This is a genomic window from Rahnella sp. P4_A8 (assembly GCF_056402435.1).
The window spans coordinates 1-17373 of the sequence record NZ_JBFUHK010000021.1 but is presented as its reverse complement, the minus strand read 5'-3'; the positions used below and the strand labels follow the sequence as shown (position 1 = coordinate 17373).

Below are 17373 nucleotides of genomic sequence, written 5' to 3'. Positions count from 1 at the left end.
AATGAGGATCAGGCAGGAAACTAAACTGCCTGATCGTAAACATCATCCCTGTCAACGCGGAATGCTGCTGGCATTAGCCGGTCATGCATCACTTTAATAGCATCCCCCAGCACCATGCCGCGCCCTGCGACCGTCAGCCGTTCCTGCGCCAGCAGGCACAGACTGGCATTATCACCGGATTCTACCACCAGTAATGTCGCCTGTTCACCGCTTTCCATCACCTGCACCTGAGCAAGCTGACCATTCGCAGGCTGGAAAGGACGCATCTGCTGACTGAAATGCCAGCTCTTCGGCATCAGCGGTTTTAAAAAACGATAAGCGACTAAGGCGTTCAGAACTAATTCAGCGCGTTGTTCAGCTGCGAGACGAATATGTTTGCACTGTTCTTCAAAATCAAAATACAGCGCCGCATCATCGACACAAAATGACATATTTCCGAAAGCATCAGGAGTTAACATTTTGGCGGGAAAACGGGAACGGAAAATCATGCCATTGGCGAGGTCCAGCATAAGCCGGTCATGTTCTGTATCAAAATACCAACGCCAATTATCATCTGGTTTAATTTTCATTTCGTCATCCTGTTTACCCTCATGCCCTCTGCCTGACTTCATTACCGGCTAATCTGTAAGAATAGATTTTTCAGTAACGAAACGATATCAGACAAATCCTGAGCCTGAATTACGGTCAGTGGACAAAATATAGACGAGCCGGGTTAATAAATAAACCCCTGACTCGTCTTCAGGATGAAAAATATTAGATATGGGTAACAATATCTTTGATCAGACCCGGACCTTTAAAGATAAAGCCGGAATAGATTTGAATTAAGGAAGCGCCTGCGGCCATTTTCTCACGGGCCGCCGTTAATGAATCAATACCGCCAACACCAATAACCGGCAGACGCCCTTGTAATTCATGAGAGAGCATGCGGATAATTTCTGTGCTGCGCAGCTGCAACGGGCGCCCGCTCAGACCACCAACCTGTTCGCAATAATTTAGCCCCTGAACCAGTTTACGATCGAGTGTGGTATTGGTCGCAATCACGCCATCCATATTATGGCGCACTAAACTGTCGGCTATTTGGATCAATTCTTCCTCAGAAAGATCCGGTGCGATCTTCACCGCAACAGGCACATATTTCTGATGCCGTTGCTGTAACTCAAGCTGCTTATTCTTAATCGCTGCCAGCAAATCATCCAGCGCTTCACCGTATTGCAGTGAACGTAATCCCGGCGTGTTAGGTGATGAAATATTCACCGCGATATAACCGGCGTACGGATATACTTTTTCCATACAGGTCAGATAATCGTCTGCGCCGTGCTCAACAGGCGTATCTTTATTCTTGCCAATATTAATCCCCAGAATGCCGCCAAAATGTGATTTTTTGACATTATTCACCAGATTATCCACGCCATGGTTATTGAAACCCATGCGGTTAATCAGGCCTTCAGCTTCCACAATACGGAATAAACGCGGCTTATCATTACCGGCCTGCGCACGCGGGGTCACAGTACCGACTTCAATAAATCCAAAGCCCATTGCGCCCAGCGCATCAATACATTCGCCGTCTTTATCCAGGCCTGCGGCCAGTCCCAAAGGGTTCTTAAAGGATAATCCCATGCAGTTTACCGGTTTGGTGGGCACTGACTGGCGGATCAAGAATTCAAACGGGGTGCCGGAAATGCGGCTCAACTGACGAAAGGTTAACTCGTGGGCGCGCTCTGGATCGAGCTGAAACAGTGCTTTCCTGACAAGAGGATAATACATGGAGACTCCTGGATTCCCGGTGGCTAGACGGGGCGGTATTATTGACTAAGCGCCGGACAATTGGAAATGATAACCGGCATATTGGCCAAATAATTGCTTCGCTGCGCAAACGATTACCTTTTTGTTACCTTTAATTCACTTTTATTTCCTTTCCCCCCATCGCCCCACAGCACACCCGACACGTGCTTTATCTGATTTGAAACTTTCCATAGCCAAAATTGAGATTTCCGCTGCGCCGCCTCTGCCTGCTAGGTTTACCTCACTTCGTTAAGAAAAATGATAGTTCTATAACAGATTGTTATAAGGAATAAGCAAATGCGTGTAGTGACTCTGGCAGGCAGTCCGCGACAACCCTCCCGCTCCTCTTCCCTGCTGGCACTCAGCCACCAGTGGCTGGCGAGCCGTGGCGTTGAAGTCTTTACCTACAATATTCAGGATTTTTCAGCAGACGATCTGCTTTTCGCTAATTTTGGCAGCCCGCAACTCAAGCAACTGAATGCTGAACTGGCGAGTGCTGATGGCCTGATCGTCGCCACACCAGTGTATAAGGCGTCTTTTTCCGGCGCACTGAAAACCCTGCTCGATTTACTGCCAGAACGCGCGCTCGACCATAAAGTGGTGTTGCCACTGGCTACAGCCGGATCTATCGGCCATATGCTGGCCGTCGATTACGCCCTAAAACCGGTACTCGCCTCGCTGAAAGCACAGGAAGTTTTGCAGGGCGTTTTCGCAGATGACAGCCTGATCACCGATTATCAGACGTTCCCTGCGAAGCTGGCCCCCGCACTGGAAGAGCGTTTGATCGAATCTCTGGAAAACTTCTACCTGGCGCTGAGCCGCCGCCGTCCGCAGCTTCCGTCTGTTGCATCCCTTTCTGCGCAAGCACTGCGTGTCTGACTTTAAAAGGAATTAATCATGCCTGCTTCTTTCTCTTTATTACGCCGTATCCCGGTTGTGGCCAGCCTGCTGACCAGCCTTTTCCTGAGCGGCACCGCAACGGCTCAGGAAAAGGATCCGGCGCAATTACGTATTGCCTATCAGAAAGGATCTGTCGGACTGGTGCTGGCGAAATCACACCAGTTACTGGAAAAACGTTTCCCGGACACAAAAATAAGCTGGGTAGAATTCCCTGCCGGGCCGCAAATTCTTGAAGCGCTGAACGTCGGAAGTATTGATCTGGGCGGTACCGGTGATTTGCCGCCGTTGTTCGCGCAGGCAGCGGGGGCAGATTTGTTGTATATCGGCTCTGAACCCCCGAAACCGAAAGCAGAAGTGATTCTGGTCGACAGCAAGAGTCCGATCAAAACCGTCGCAGATCTCAAAGGTCATAAAGTCGCTTTCCAGAAAGGCTCCAGTTCGCACAACCTGCTGTTGCGTGCCCTGCAACAGGCGGGCCTGAAATTCAGCGATATCCAGCCGGTCTATCTGACCCCTGCCGATGCACGGGCCGCATTCCAGCAACATGATGTGGATGCCTGGGCTATCTGGGATCCGTATTATTCGGCCGCGCAAGTTCAGGGTGATGTGCGCGTTCTGACCGACGGCTCGACGCTCCACCAGACGGGCTCCTTCTATCTGGCACCGAAAAAATACACCGAGGCCAATCCTCAGTTCATCAGTCAGGTTCTGGAAGTGTTAACGCAGGCGAATGCGCTGACCAAAACTGACCGTGAACAAAGTATCAAACTGCTTTCTCAGTCGATGGGGTTACCGGAAAAAGTGGTCGCCTCTTATCTGGATCATCTGCCGGATATGCCTATCACGCCGGTCAGTGCGGAAACAGAAAAGCGCCAGCAGCAAACCGCCGATTTGTTCTATCAGAACCATATTTTGCCAAAGCCGGTTGAAATTAAAGACCGCATCTGGAAACCAGCCGTACAAGCTAACTGAACATCCATTTAGCCGCCGCTGAGCGGTAACGAATCGCACACTTTGAGAGGAACACAACGATGAGTCTGAACGTATTCTGGTTTTTACCTACCCACGGCGACGGCCGCTATTTAGGCACAGAAGAAGGTGCCCGCGTGGTCGATCACGGCTATCTTCAGCAGATCGCGCAAGCGGCTGACCGTTTAGGTTTTGGCGGCGTGCTACTGCCAACGGGTCGTTCATGCGAGGACTCATGGCTGGTAGCGGCTTCCCTGATTTCTGTCACACAACGTCTGAAATTCCTGGTGGCGCTGCGTCCCGGCATTATTTCTCCGACACTGGCAGCCCGTCAGGCGGCAACACTCGACCGGCTTTCCGGCGGTCGTGCACTGTTTAATCTGGTGACCGGTGGCGATCCGGCTGAACTGGCGGCTGAAGGTTTACACCTCAATCATAAAGAACGTTATGAAGCGTCGGCGGAATTTACGCGTATCTGGCGTCGTGTTCTGGAAGGTGAAACCGTCGATTACGAAGGCAAACACATTCAGGTCAAAGGCGCGAGCCTGATGCATCCACCGGTTCAATACCCCCGCCCGCCGCTGTATTTCGGTGGTTCTTCCGACGAAGCGCAGGATCTCGCCGCCGAGCAGGTGGAACTTTATCTGACCTGGGGCGAACCTCCGGCGTTAGTGAAAGAGAAAATTGAACAGGTGCGTGCCAAAGCTGCCGCACAAGGCCGCACCGTGCGTTTCGGCATTCGTCTGCACGTGATTGTGCGTGAAACCAACGAGGAAGCCTGGCGTGCTGCCGACAAACTTATCGCCAACGTGGATGATGAAACTATTCAACGCGCGCAGGCGGCTTTCGCTAAAACCGACTCTGTCGGCCAGCATCGTATGGCGGCATTGCACGGCGGCGACCGCAACAAGCTGGAAATCAGCCCGAATCTCTGGGCCGGCATTGGTCTGGTACGCACCGGAGCCGGGACAGCGCTGGTGGGCGATGGCCCGACCGTCGCCGCGCGTATGCAGGAATATGCTGATCTGGGCATTGATACCTTTATTTTCTCCGGTTATCCGCATCTGGAAGAAGCGTACCGCGTCAGCGAACTGCTGTTCCCGCATCTGGAACTGGCGAAACCGGAAGATGACAATACTGTGAAGAAAGCCATTTTGCCGCGTGGCGAGCTGGTCGCTCATGACTTTGCGACCAAACGCACCGCCAGTCAGCACTGAGGAGAATACCGATGACAACGACACAACGCTGGCTGAACCGCGCTGCTCCCTGGGTAGTGCCGGTGGTTCTGATCGGTGGCTGGCAGTTAGCTGTCGAAGCGGGCTGGTTATCCAACCGCATTCTGCCCGCTCCCAGCGCAGTGGTGGAAGCCTTCTGGACACTGGCGAAGAGTGGCGAGCTGTGGCAGAACCTGAAAATCAGTACCTTCCGCGCTCTGATTGGTTTCGCTATCGGCGGCAGTCTCGGCTTGCTTCTCGGCTTTATTACCGGGCTTTCCCGCTGGGGCGAACGTCTGCTCGACAGTTCTCTGCAAATGCTACGAAACATTCCGCATCTGGCGCTGATCCCGCTGGTGATCCTGTGGTTCGGCATTGATGAATCCGCCAAGATCTTCCTGGTGGCGCTGGGAACGTTGTTCCCGATTTATCTCAACACCTACCACGGCATCCGCAATATCGACCGCGGTCTGCTTGAAATGTCGCGCAGTTACGGGCTTTCCGGTTTCCCGCTGTTTATTCAGGTGGTATTACCGGGCGCGTTGCCATCAATTATGGTCGGCGTACGATTTGCGCTGGGGTTCATGTGGCTGACGTTGATTGTGGCCGAAACCATTTCCGCCAACTCCGGGATTGGTTATCTGGCGATGAATGCCCGCGAGTTTTTACAAACTGACGTCGTGGTTGTCGCCATCGTGCTTTACGCCATTCTTGGCAAACTGGCCGATGTCCTTGCCCGCCTGCTGGAAAGTGTCTGGCTGCGCTGGCACCCTGCATATCAGAAAAAACAAGGAGATGCCGCATGAACGCCCCCGCACGTATTCCGCAAGGCACGCCGGTGACACTGTCCGGCATCACCAAAAAATACGGTAACCGCGCCGTGCTGAACGATATCAATCTGCGCATTCCGCCCGGCCAGTTTGTAGCCGTCGTCGGGCGCAGCGGTTGTGGCAAAAGTACCCTGCTGCGTTTGCTGGCCGGGCTGGAAAAAACCACTCAGGGCGAACTGCTCAGCGCCAGCGCACCGCTGAGTCAGGTGCGCGAAGATACGCGTCTCATGTTTCAGGATGACCGCCTGCTGCCGTGGAAAAAGGTGATTGATAACGTGGGATTGGGCCTGAAAGGCCAGTGGCGTGAAGCCGCACAAGCTGCACTGGAAGAAGTCGGGCTGGCAGATCGTGCCGACGACTGGCCGTCAGCATTATCCGGCGGACAGAAACAACGCGTGGCACTGGCGCGTGCATTAATCCACCGCCCTCGCCTGCTGTTACTGGATGAACCGCTGGGCGCACTGGATGCCCTGACGCGCATCGAGATGCAAAGCCTGATCGAGCGTTTGTGGCAGCAGCATGATTTCACCGTGCTGCTGGTGACGCACGATGTCAGTGAAGCGGTGACCGTCGCTGACCGTGTGATCCTTATCGATCAGGGGCAGATTGGCATGGATTTAACGGTTGATTTGCCACGTCCGCGTCGTAAAGGTTCTGCGCGACTGGCGGAGCTGGAAGCCGAAGTGCTGGAACGCGTGCTGACGCCACAGCCTCCACACACGGTGGCGCAGGAAGCAAAACGCGCGCAAAACTGATCTCTCTGTTCAGCGAATACAAAACGAAAAAAGGGCGATGTTTCCATCGCCCTTTTGCTTTGCGGTTAATTGCGATTACGCATCTAACGCTTTGGTAATTTTCTCGAACAAATCACCGGACAGATTTTCCAGCCCTTTCAGCTGTTGCAGCGCCTGACGCATCAGCGCCTGACGGTTCTGGTCATAACGTTTCAGGCGGATCAACGGCTCGATCATACGCGCCGCTACCTGCGGGTTACGGGTGTTAAGATCGGTGAGCATTTCAGTCAGGAACTGATAACCGCTGCCATCTGCGGCATGGAATGCAGAAGGATTGGCAGACGCAAAAGCACCGATTAATGAACGGACCCGGTTCGGGTTGCCCATGCTGAATGAACGGTGGTTCAGCAGTGAGCGGACTTTCTGCAATACATCGGCTGCCGGGCTGGTCGCCTGCTGGATAAACCATTTATCCATCACCAGACCGTCGTGATGCCAGCGCTCATCGTAAGCCGCCATCAGGGACTCACGGCAAGGCAGTTGCGCGGAAACCGCCGCAGACATCGCCGCCAGAGAATCCGTCATGTTATCAGCCTGCTCAAACTGCGCTCTGACAAGTTGATCTGCCAGCGTCACATCGGCAAAGGCCAGATAATGCAGGCAGGTGTTACGCAGCGAACGTTTACCGATATCTTCATGCACGACACGGTATGCAGGCAGACGGTTAGCGTTGTAAACCGCCAGGAATTCATCCGCCATTTCGGTTGCCAGACAACGGGTGATCGCATCGTGAACAGCGCTGATCGCTTCAGGATCGATAATATCGAACAGTTCAGCAATTTCATTTTCAGACGGCAGAGTCAGAATCTGCGACGCCAGCGCCGGATCAATGTTCTCATCCAGCAATACCGCGCGGAACGCATCTGCCACATGCAACGGCAGGGACAATGGCTGTTTCTGCTGATGACGCGCTACGTTCAGTTTGATGTAAATTGCCAGCAGGCTTTGTGCCGCATCCCAGCGGGCGAAATCATTACGCGCGTACTTCATCAGGAAAGTCAGCTGATGATCGCCCCATTTGTAATCGAGTTTCACCGGTGCGGAGAATTCACGTAGTAAGGAAGGCACCGGCGGATATTCCACGTCGTCAAACACAAACGTCTGCTCAGCTTCAGTCACGTTCAGCACGTTACTGACCGTCTTACCCTGTTGTTTCAGCGCAATCACATTGCCCTGCGGGTCATACAGTTCAATATCCAGCGGGATATGCAGTGGCAGCTTTTCAGTCTGATCAGGCGTCGGCGGGGTTTTCTGGCTGACAGTCAGGGTGTATTGCTGTTTTTCCACGTCATAGTCGTCGCGCACGGTCAGCACTGGTGTACCAGACTGGCTGTACCAGCGACGGAACAGGGAAAGATCGACGTTTGAGGCATCTTCCATCGCCTGTACAAAATCGTCACAGGTTGCCGCGCTGCCATCATGACGCTCGAAATACAACTGCATGCCAGCCTGGAATTTCTCTTCACCCAGCAAAGTGTGCAGCATGCGAATAACTTCTGAACCTTTCTCGTACACCGTCAGGGTGTAGAAGTTATTCATTTCAATGACTTTTTCCGGACGGATCGGGTGCGCCATCGGGCTRGCATCTTCAGAGAACTGCGCACCACGCATGACACGTACGTTATCGATGCGGTTAACTGAACGCGAGCCCAGATCAGAGCTGAATTCCTGATCGCGGAATACGGTCAGGCCTTCTTTCAGGCTCAGCTGGAACCAGTCGCGGCAGGTCACGCGGTTGCCGGTCCAGTTATGGAAGTATTCATGGCCGATCACCGCTTCGATACCGAGGTAATCTTTATCGGTTGCGGTTTCGGCTTTCGCCAGCACGTATTTGGAGTTAAAGACATTCAGGCCTTTGTTCTCCATCGCGCCCATGTTGAAGAAATCAACGGCGACAATCATAAAGATGTCGAGGTCGTATTCCAGATTAAAACGGGTTTCGTCCCATTTCATGGACTGCTTCAGGGATTCCATCGCCCAGCCTGCACGATCCAGATTGCCACGATCGACAAACAGTTCGAGCGATACATCCCGGCCGGAACGGGTTTTGAAGGAATCGCGCAACACATCAAAATCACCCGCGACCAGCGCAAACAGGTAGCAAGGTTTCGGGAACGGGTCCTGCCATTTGATCCAGTGTTTGCCGCCTTCCAGCTCACCCTGATCAATACGGTTACCGTTTGACAGCAAATAAGGATAGCGGGCTTTATCCGCCACAATGCGGGTCGTGAAACGCGCCAGCACATCCGGACGATCCAGATAATACGTAATATGGCGGAAACCCTCGGCTTCACACTGCGTACAAAGCGCTTCACCGGAAAGATACAATCCTTCGAGCGCAGTGTTTTTTGCCGGATGAATTTCATTAACAATCGCCAGTTCAAAGGCTTCCGGCACACCGGTAATTTCCAGTGCGCCTTCTTTTAACTGATATTTTGGCCAGTCCTGGCCGTTAACCTTCAGGCTAATAAGGGTCAGGTCTTCGCCGTTGAGCACCAGCGGCGCGCCCTCTGCGCCCTGTCGTTTAATCTGACTGACCGCAGTCACAAGGGTCTTCTGTGCATCAAGCTCGAAATTAAGGTCAATGTCCGTGATGGTATAGTCCGGCGCACGATAATCGTGGCGGAACTTGGCTTGTGGCAGTTGAGTCATAAAAAACCTTTTGACGTGTTGGTGGTTAGTAGTGATGGCGATATTGATTGATGAAGCAGGTTTTGCAAGTCAGCGAATCGCTGCACAGCACACCGGACGACCTTCATACTTTTTATCTTTAAACTCTACCACAGGCATCAGGAAATCCCAGATTGTTGCCAGTTTGTGAGTGCGTATGCGCACCTTTCAACCAAAACACAGAAATTTCTGTAAAACAGCGGGTTTGGCGCATCCGGCAAAAACACAACCGTCACGGACAGCTTGTCGTATGGCTTCATGGTATTCACATACTGGTCGTGATGCGGGTGATCGGTATTTGGGGCAAAAAAAACCTGAATCACTCTCGAAAACATCAGTTCGTTTACTATCGTGAACAAACGTAGCGAAATGAACATAAGAAAACCGGGGTTTAATCGCCCCCAATTTTTTCTTCCTTAATGTCAGATTGATTAAATTTATGTAATCAATTCGTGCTTTTTTTACGCCGGAAAATCGCCAGCTTGCCCATATTTCCTACATTTAAGCACATTTAGACCTCGACCATTCCCCGACAATTATGATGTGATGAGGGTTCTTTGACGGGATAATACGGTATACTTCACAGACTTTGCTGTTTTATCCAGAACGTTTTTTTTACGGAACGGTTGTTTGTGTTCAAACACTCAGTTTCTGACGAGGATGCTGTAAACGCGCTATGACTCCATACGCCTCCCCGATTTTGACTTCGCTGTTAGATACCGATGCCTACAAGCTTCATATGCAGCAAGCAGTCTACCATCGCTACCACAACATCAGCGTCGTGGCAGAGTTCCGTTGCCGTGGTGATGAACTGCTGGGCGAATACGCCAGCGAGGTCCGCCAGCAAATCCAGATGATGAGTCAACTGGCGCTGACGGACGACGAGTTCACCTACCTTTCCGGGCTGCCGTTCTTCACGCAGGATTACCTGAACTGGCTAAAAACCTTCCGCTACAATCCTGAACATGTAATGGTTTCCGATCGCAACGGACATTTGCATGTGCGCATCGAGGGCCCGTGGCGTGAAGTGATTATGTGGGAAGTGCCGCTGCTCGCGGTCATCAGTGAAGTTGTCCATCGCCAGCGTTCTCCACAAGTGACGGCGCAAATGGCAGTGGAGCACCTGCGTAAAAATCTCGCCAGTTTTAAAGAACAGGCCGCAGATATCGATCTCGGTGCCTTCCGTCTGATGGATTTCGGTACCCGTCGTCGTTTCTCCGGTGAAGTTCAGGAAGCCATCGTCAGCACACTGAAAAATGAATTCCCTTATCTGGTCGGCACCAGTAACTACGATTTAGCGCATAAATTGCAGCTGGCACCGGTCGGCACGCAAGCCCACGAATGGTTCCAGGCACATCAGCAAATCAGCCCGGTTCTGGCTAACAGCCAGCGCGCGGCGTTGCAGGCCTGGCTGGACGAATATCCGGATCAGCTGGGGATCGCTCTCACTGACTGCATTACGATGGATGCTTTCCTGCGTGATTTCGGCAGCAAATTCGCCAATGCCTATCAGGGACTGCGTCATGATTCCGGGGATCCGTTTGAATGGGGTGAGAAAGCGATAACGCATTATCATGCGCTGGATATCGACCCGATGACCAAAACGCTGGTCTTTTCCGACAATCTGGATCTGGACAAAGCGTTACACCTGTATCGCCATTTCCATCAACGGGTGAATCTGATATTCGGGATTGGTACGCGTCTGACATGTAATATTCCGGGCGTGAAGCCGCTGAATATTGTCATTAAATTGGTACAGTGCAATGGCAAACCTGTCGCGAAACTCTCTGACAGCCCAGGCAAAACGATTTGCCAGGACAAAGCTTTTGTTAAAGCCCTGCGCAAAGCTTTCGATCTGCCGCTGGTGAAAAAAGCGTCCTGACTCTCCCTAAAGTGCCGGAAATCAATCCGGCGCTTTATTCAGATTTTCTTTCCTTTATATAGTTGCGATCTAATTCTGCTCGGCTTTTATTCACTCTCTCAATATTTCCCCACAACTCTCTTCATTCGCGCCACAATTCTTGTCCGCTGACGACGATTTCTGCTTGTGTCCTGAGAAAGCCTAAGTAACATAGCAAAATCCCTATTTACAGGGTGTCCAATATTTCTTAGTCAACATATATAAAGAAAGAGAGAAATCTATGAGCGTTGTGCCTGTAGTCGACGTACTGCAAGGCCGTGCTGCGGTTGACAGTGAAGTCACCGTACGCGGTTGGGTACGTACCCGGAGAGATTCTAAAGCTGGTATCTCATTCGTCGCCGTTTATGACGGCTCCTGCTTTAATCCTTTACAGGCCGTCATCAATAATTCTCTGCCCAATTATCAGGAAGACGTATTGCGTCTGACGACGGGTTGTTCAGTAGAAGTGACCGGTATTGTTGTCGCCTCACCTGGCGAAGGCCAGAGTTTTGAGTTGCAGGCAACGACCGTCAACGTTGTTGGCTGGGTGGATGACCCTGATACTTATCCGATGGCGGCAAAACGCCACAGCATCGAATACCTGCGTGAAGTGGCTCACCTTCGCCCGCGCACCAATCTGATTGGTGCTGTCGCCCGTGTGCGCAACACCCTCTCTCAGGCCATTCACCGTTTCTATCATGAAAACGGGTATTTCTGGGTGTCCACACCGCTGATCACTGCCTCCGATACTGAAGGCGCCGGTGAGATGTTCCGCGTATCGACACTGGATCTGCAAAATCTGCCGCGTACAGACAAAGGCGAAATCGACTTCAGCGAAGATTTCTTCGGCAAAGAAGCGTTCCTGACGGTTTCCGGCCAGCTGAACGGCGAAACGTATGCCTGTGCGCTGTCCAAGGTTTACACCTTCGGTCCGACTTTCCGTGCAGAGAATTCCAACACCAGCCGTCACCTTGCGGAATTCTGGATGGTAGAACCGGAAGTCGCATTTGCGACACTGGATGACATCGCAGCACTGGCTGAAAACATGCTTAAATATGTTTTCAAAGCCGTTTTAGACGAACGCGCAGACGATATGGCCTTTTTTGCTGACCGTGTAGACAAAGATGCTGTTGCACGCCTTGAGCGATTTGTAACATCCGATTTCGCCCAGGTAGACTACACCGATGCAGTAGAAATATTAATGAATTGTGATCAGAAATTCGAAAACCCGGTTTCATGGGGTGTCGACCTTTCTTCTGAGCATGAACGTTATCTCGCGGAACAGCATTTCAAAGCGCCGGTGGTGGTTAAAAACTATCCGAAAGATATCAAAGCCTTCTACATGCGTATGAATGACGATGGTAAAACCGTCGCGGCAATGGATGTTCTGGCACCGGGCATTGGTGAGATTATCGGTGGCTCTCAGCGTGAGGAACGTCTGGACGTACTGGACGCCCGTATGGCTGAAATGGGGCTAAATAAAGAAGATTATTGGTGGTATCGCGATCTTCGTCGTTACGGCACAGTCCCGCATTCAGGCTTCGGCCTTGGCTTTGAACGTTTAGTCGCCTATGTAACCGGTGTTCAAAACGTTCGTGACGTGATCCCGTTCCCACGTACACCACGTAGTGCAACCTTCTAATTAATTAAACTATTTTTAATTAACATAATAGTTACAAAACTAAGGCCAGCTTTGCTGGCCTTAGTCATTTTCAAAGATAGATCCCTGTCACAAAGTTCCGTAAAATACACATTTTGAAATACATTATTTCCTGCTGAAACATATTTAGTAATTTAGTAGCATTTTCGCTGTGGATTAAGCTCACCACGGATGGAATAGTGCGTTCAGACACAGGAGACACCAAACTTTCGTGAATAGTTCCGTAAAGAATTATTTAGGCAGTGGCAGGTGTCCAAATAAAACCAATGAGGGTAATAATAATGATGAAGCGCAATATTCTTGCAGTGGTAATCCCTGCTCTGTTAGTTGCTGGTGCAGCTAATGCAGCTGAGATCTATAACAAAGATGGCAACAAACTGGATCTGTACGGTAAAGTTGACGCACGTCACACCTTCTCTGACAATGCTGGCGACGATGGCGACCAGACCTATGTCCGTTTCGGCTTCAAAGGCGAAACTCAAATTACTGACCAACTGACCGGTTACGGCCAGTGGGAATACAACGTTCAGGCTAACCATGCAGAAAGTGCTGGCGATGAAGGCAACAAAACTCGTCTGGGCTTCGCAGGTCTGAAATTTGGTGATGCAGGTTCTTTCGACTACGGTCGTAACTACGGCGTAATCTACGACGTAATGTCCTACACCGACCAATTGCCAATCTATGGCGATGACACCATGTACCAGAACAACGACAACTTCATGGTTGGTCGTGCTAACGGTGTGGCAACTTACCGTAACAGCAACTTCTTCGGTCTGGTTGATGGCCTGAGCTTCGCTGTACAGTACCAGGGCAAAAACGACGAAGGTCGTGATGGTCGTGGCGCAGTTGATTCCAATGGCGACGGCTGGGGTACTTCTGCCGCTTACGCTATCGGCAACTCAGGTGTTAGCATTACTGGTGCTTACTTCTCTTCTAACCGTACTGTTACTCAGAAACAAGACGGCACTGGCGACAAAGCTGACGCATACGCATTCGGCGCTAAATACGACGCTAACAACCTGTACCTGGCAACCTTCTACGGTGAATCACGTAACACCACCGATTACGGTAACCCGGATGCAATTGCTAACAAAACTCAGAACTTCGAAGTTGTTGCTCAGTACCAGTTCGATTTCGGTCTGCGCCCATCTATCGCATACCTGCAGTCTAAAGGTAAGAGCCTGAACGGTTTCACCAACAACGGTTCTACCTACGCTGGCGGCGATGCTGACCTGGTTAAATATGTAGAAGTTGGTACTTACTACTACTTCAACAAAAACATGTCTACCTATGTTGACTACAAAATCAACCTGCTGGACGACAACAGCTACACCAAAGCAGCGGGTCGCAGCACTGACGACATCGTGGGTGTTGGTCTGCAATACCAGTTCTAATATCACTTAACGATGCGCTTACGGGCGCATCAAAGTGGATATCAAGGCAGAGCTTCGGCTCTGCCTTTTGCATTTCTGAGTCTTGAAAATACCGCTTTTCCACCCTCGCCTATAAAATATTTTAATCTCCCACGCCTTCTCACAACTCTGTTTTCTTTTTGCCGCAAACGGTTGGCAAAAGGGGGCGCTGGCGTTACCCTGATGACCTCTTTCGTAATATCAGGCTATGGAATTTTCCGACATGTTTGAAAAAATCACTGCAGCACCTGCTGACCCTATCCTGGGTCTTACCGATCTTTTCCGCGCTGACGACCGCTCTAATAAAATCAATCTGGGGATTGGTGTTTATAAAGACGAAACAGGTAAAACGCCGGTTCTGGCCAGCGTGAAAAAAGCCGAACAGTTCCTGTTGGAAAATGAAACCACTAAAACCTATCTGAGTATCGACGGGTTGCCTGATTTTGCCCGTTGTACACAGGAACTGCTGTTTGGCAAAGACAGCACGGTTATTGCTGATAAACGGGCACGCACCGCACAGACTCCGGGCGGCACCGGCGCTTTGCGTATCGCAGCGGATTTCATCGCTACACAAACCAGCGCCAGACGCGTGTGGGTCAGTAATCCGAGCTGGCCGAACCATAAAGGTGTGTTCTCTGCTTCCGGTCTGGAAGTTGTGGAATACAATTACTATGACGCTGCAAATCACAGCCTTGATTTCGATGGCATGCTGAAAAGCCTGAGCGAAGCGAAAGCAGGCGACGTGGTGCTGTTCCATGGCTGCTGTCACAATCCAACCGGTATCGATCCTACAGAAGAACAATGGGCACAGCTGGCAGAATTGTCGGTGAGCAACGGCTGGTTACCGTTGTTCGACTTCGCCTATCAGGGCTTTGCAAAAGGTCTGGAAGAAGATGCGGCGGGTCTGCGCCTGTTCGTGGCAAAACATAAGGAATTGCTGGTCGCCAGTTCTTACTCGAAGAACTTCGGCTTATACAATGAACGCGTAGGTGCTTGTACGTTAGTCGCAGCCGATGAAGAAACTGCCGGTCGCGCTTTCAGCCAAATGAAATCGGTTATCCGTGCAAACTACTCCAACCCGCCGTCACACGGCGCTGCGGTTGTAGCCACCATACTGGGTAACGAAGCTTTGCGCACGCTGTGGGAGCAGGAACTAAGCGATATGCGCCTGCGTATCCATCGTATGCGCCAGCTATTCGTCAGCACCTTGCAGGAAAAAGGCGCTCAACAGGATTTCAGCTTTATTATTAACCAGAACGGGATGTTCTCTTTCAGCGGCCTGACCAAAGATCAGGTATTGCGTTTACGTGATGAATTCGGCGTGTACGCGGTGAACTCCGGCCGTATCAACGTTGCCGGCATCACGCTCGAAAATATGGCACCGCTGTGTGAAGCCATCGTCGCCGTACTGTAAAAGATAAGCAGTGTTGCTCAATTAAAAAAGCCCGTCAGGTATCCTGACGGGCTTTTTGTTTTTTGTTGATAAACAGCAAACGTAATTACCAGACCGGCATTTCATCCTGCAGGAACGGGTTCGTTTTACGCTCATAACCAAAGTCTGACATCGGGCCATGACCGGGAATAAAGACCATGTCATCGCCGAGCGGTAATAATTTCGTTTTGATGGAATGAATCAGCGCCTGATGGTCACCACGCGGGAAATCACTGCGGCCTACGCCACCCTTGAAAATCACATCACCAGAAACGGCAATTCGCGCTTTATCATTGATGAAGACAATATGYCCCGGCGTATGGCCTGGACAATGCAACACGGATAAGATTTCTTCACCAACACTCACTGAATCCCCTTCTTCCAGCCAGGTATCCGGCGTCAGCGGGTCACAATGGTCGAGGCCAAACATCTGGCTTTGGGTCGGTAACGCATCCAGCAGGAATTCATCTTCTTTTTGTGGTCCGATAACCGGTACCTGATAGTGCGCAGCCAGTTCTGCTGCGGCACCAACGTGATCAAGATGTCCGTGAGTCAGCAAAATTTGCGTAACCAATACACCTTTGGCAGAAACTTCCTGGATGATCCTGGCGGCTTCACCGCCCGGATCAACAATGGCGGCCTGATTGGTTTTAGCACACCAAATCAGTGAGCAGTTTTGGCTGAACGCCGTGACGGTAATAAGATGGGTTTTCATAGAGCTCCACAAAATGGCCTGTACATTCCGGCAGGCCATTAATTACACACATCACCAGGTCCGTGCGGGACCGGTATCGATGTGCACAAAGTTACTTCGTGGATAATATCCTACACCACCCATCCGCATTTTTAATGCTGCTTTGCGGATATTGCTCAGTTCAATGCCCTGAATGTGGAAATCCATTGCCTGCCCAAGCGTGTGATAGCTGTGCTTCGCTACCCCGCTTCCGGGTTCACGCATGCTGTTGTTTGTCGCCAGTGAGCGGTAACCCGAAATCAGCTGGACTGGTTTATTCGTTCCGCCAAGCATCACCTGCAAACGATAGAGGTGATCGAACAACGCGGGATCGATAGATTTTACTTTTTCCGCACGATAGTCCCTGAACAGATGATTCAACCGGGCCAACTCATCCTTGTTGTAACGCTTTCCATCAAAAAACTCGGTTTTGAGGGTTTCGCCGGTATTGATATTGTTAACGACTAAAATACGCGGGCGAGGTGTGGAAAGAGTGGCGAATGCACGACCTGGAAGTAATGCAATCCCCATAGCGGCACTGCCTAATGCCAGCCATTTACGGCGATGTTTGTCGATTTCATTCATGAACAGTTTACTATCCGGTAAGAGAGTCAAAAATAAGCTCTGATCTGAGCCGTTTTGAACCTTAACTGCCAATTTTCTGCGAGTCAAGGGAACCCATATAAGCAAAACGAGCGTGCCAGTGGCTCACGCTCGTTCGATGGCCAAATACTCTGACCCTTATCAGATTAGTTTTACTGCATTTATTGAAGCAAAATTTCCGCCTGAGGCAGAATTTGTGCACCGGATCTCACCGTTGAATCATAATTGTAAATATCTGTTCTGAATTGCGGCTTACCGTCATCCGCGACCCACGCCGTCAGATAAAACAGTTTTACCGGTATATGATGGCGTATTGCCACATACGTAGTATTGCCGCCCTGCAATGCAGAAGATATTCGCGTGTCATTCCAGCCTGCATCCTGTAACAGCATATTGGCTAATTCAGAAGCCTTATTCACCCTCACACAGCCAGAACTCAGCGCACGAATGTCTTTGCTGAACAAGTTATGGTTT

The 17373-nt window shown here is 51.0% G+C and carries 14 protein-coding genes and 1 pseudogene; 9 read left to right on the top strand and 6 right to left on the bottom strand.

Annotation, left to right across the window (positions count from 1 at the left end):
• Window positions 1-20: 20 nt before the first annotated feature.
• Entirely contained in the window at window positions 21-569 is a 549-nt protein-coding gene (locus AC1DUO_RS12805) for a cell division protein ZapC (RefSeq protein ID WP_013574864.1), read from the bottom strand.
• A 184-nt stretch (window positions 570-753) separates the two neighbouring features.
• Complete coding sequence (gene pyrD / locus AC1DUO_RS12800; protein ID WP_013574863.1) at window positions 754-1764, bottom strand: quinone-dependent dihydroorotate dehydrogenase; 1011 nt, start codon at window positions 1762-1764, stop codon at window positions 754-756.
• A 315-nt stretch (window positions 1765-2079) separates the two neighbouring features.
• Here pyrD and ssuE point away from each other — a divergent pair, with 315 nt between their 5' ends.
• Genes ssuE through ssuB form a run of 5 tightly spaced genes read left to right on the top strand, consistent with a single transcriptional unit; the run spans window position 2080 to window position 6450 of the window.
• On the top strand, window positions 2080-2661 hold the full coding sequence (gene ssuE, locus AC1DUO_RS12795) for an NADPH-dependent FMN reductase (protein ID WP_013574862.1): 582 nt from the start codon (window positions 2080-2082) through the stop codon (window positions 2659-2661).
• Between the two features lie 18 nt (window positions 2662-2679).
• Window positions 2680-3654 carry a sulfonate ABC transporter substrate-binding protein gene (locus AC1DUO_RS12790; protein ID WP_013574861.1) on the top strand — a complete coding sequence of 325 codons (975 nt, stop codon included), beginning with the start codon at window positions 2680-2682 and terminating at the stop codon, window positions 3652-3654.
• Window positions 3655-3713: 59 nt separating this feature from the next.
• Window positions 3714-4868 (top strand): FMNH2-dependent alkanesulfonate monooxygenase, encoded by a 1155-nt coding sequence (gene ssuD / locus AC1DUO_RS12785; protein ID WP_037036006.1) that lies wholly within the window; start codon window positions 3714-3716, stop codon window positions 4866-4868.
• 11 nt (window positions 4869-4879) lie between these two features.
• Window positions 4880-5671 (top strand): aliphatic sulfonate ABC transporter permease SsuC, encoded by a 792-nt coding sequence (gene ssuC / locus AC1DUO_RS12780; protein WP_013574859.1) that lies wholly within the window; start codon window positions 4880-4882, stop codon window positions 5669-5671.
• Window positions 5668-6450 carry an aliphatic sulfonates ABC transporter ATP-binding protein gene (gene ssuB / locus AC1DUO_RS12775; protein ID WP_013574858.1) on the top strand — a complete coding sequence of 261 codons (783 nt, stop codon included), beginning with the start codon at window positions 5668-5670 and terminating at the stop codon, window positions 6448-6450. The genes ssuC and ssuB overlap by 4 nt, the downstream gene beginning before the upstream one ends.
• A 75-nt stretch (window positions 6451-6525) precedes the next feature.
• Here the strand turns inward: ssuB and pepN are convergent, their stop codons facing one another.
• Window positions 6526-9141 carry an aminopeptidase N gene (pepN, locus tag AC1DUO_RS12770; protein ID WP_449632280.1) on the bottom strand — a complete coding sequence of 872 codons (2616 nt, stop codon included), beginning with the start codon at window positions 9139-9141 and terminating at the stop codon, window positions 6526-6528.
• A gap of 694 nt (window positions 9142-9835) precedes the next feature.
• Here pepN and pncB point away from each other — a divergent pair.
• From pncB to AC1DUO_RS12750, 4 genes are all read left to right on the top strand, one after another.
• Entirely contained in the window at window positions 9836-11041 is a 1206-nt protein-coding gene (gene pncB / locus AC1DUO_RS12765) for a nicotinate phosphoribosyltransferase (protein WP_013574856.1), read from the top strand.
• 259 nt (window positions 11042-11300) lie between these two features.
• Window positions 11301-12701 (top strand): asparagine--tRNA ligase, encoded by a 1401-nt coding sequence (asnS, locus tag AC1DUO_RS12760; RefSeq protein WP_013574855.1) that lies wholly within the window; start codon window positions 11301-11303, stop codon window positions 12699-12701.
• 299 nt (window positions 12702-13000) lie between these two features.
• On the top strand, window positions 13001-14113 hold the full coding sequence (ompC, locus tag AC1DUO_RS12755; RefSeq protein WP_013574854.1) for a porin OmpC: 1113 nt from the start codon (window positions 13001-13003) through the stop codon (window positions 14111-14113).
• Between the two features lie 241 nt (window positions 14114-14354).
• Complete coding sequence (locus AC1DUO_RS12750) at window positions 14355-15545, top strand: amino acid aminotransferase (RefSeq protein WP_013574853.1); 1191 nt, start codon at window positions 14355-14357, stop codon at window positions 15543-15545.
• Window positions 15546-15630: 85 nt separating this feature from the next.
• Here the strand turns inward: AC1DUO_RS12750 and AC1DUO_RS12745 are convergent, their stop codons facing one another.
• The 3 genes and pseudogenes from AC1DUO_RS12745 to AC1DUO_RS12735 form a co-directional block, all read right to left on the bottom strand.
• Window positions 15631-16278 (bottom strand): MBL fold metallo-hydrolase, encoded by a 648-nt coding sequence (locus tag AC1DUO_RS12745; protein ID WP_013574852.1) that lies wholly within the window; start codon window positions 16276-16278, stop codon window positions 15631-15633.
• A gap of 51 nt (window positions 16279-16329) precedes the next feature.
• Entirely contained in the window at window positions 16330-16881 is a 552-nt protein-coding gene (mepK, locus tag AC1DUO_RS12740; protein ID WP_013574851.1) for a peptidoglycan L,D-endopeptidase MepK, read from the bottom strand.
• A 179-nt stretch (window positions 16882-17060) separates the two neighbouring features.
• Window positions 17061-17373: pseudogene (locus tag AC1DUO_RS12735) on the bottom strand (L,D-transpeptidase); the annotation flags it as partial.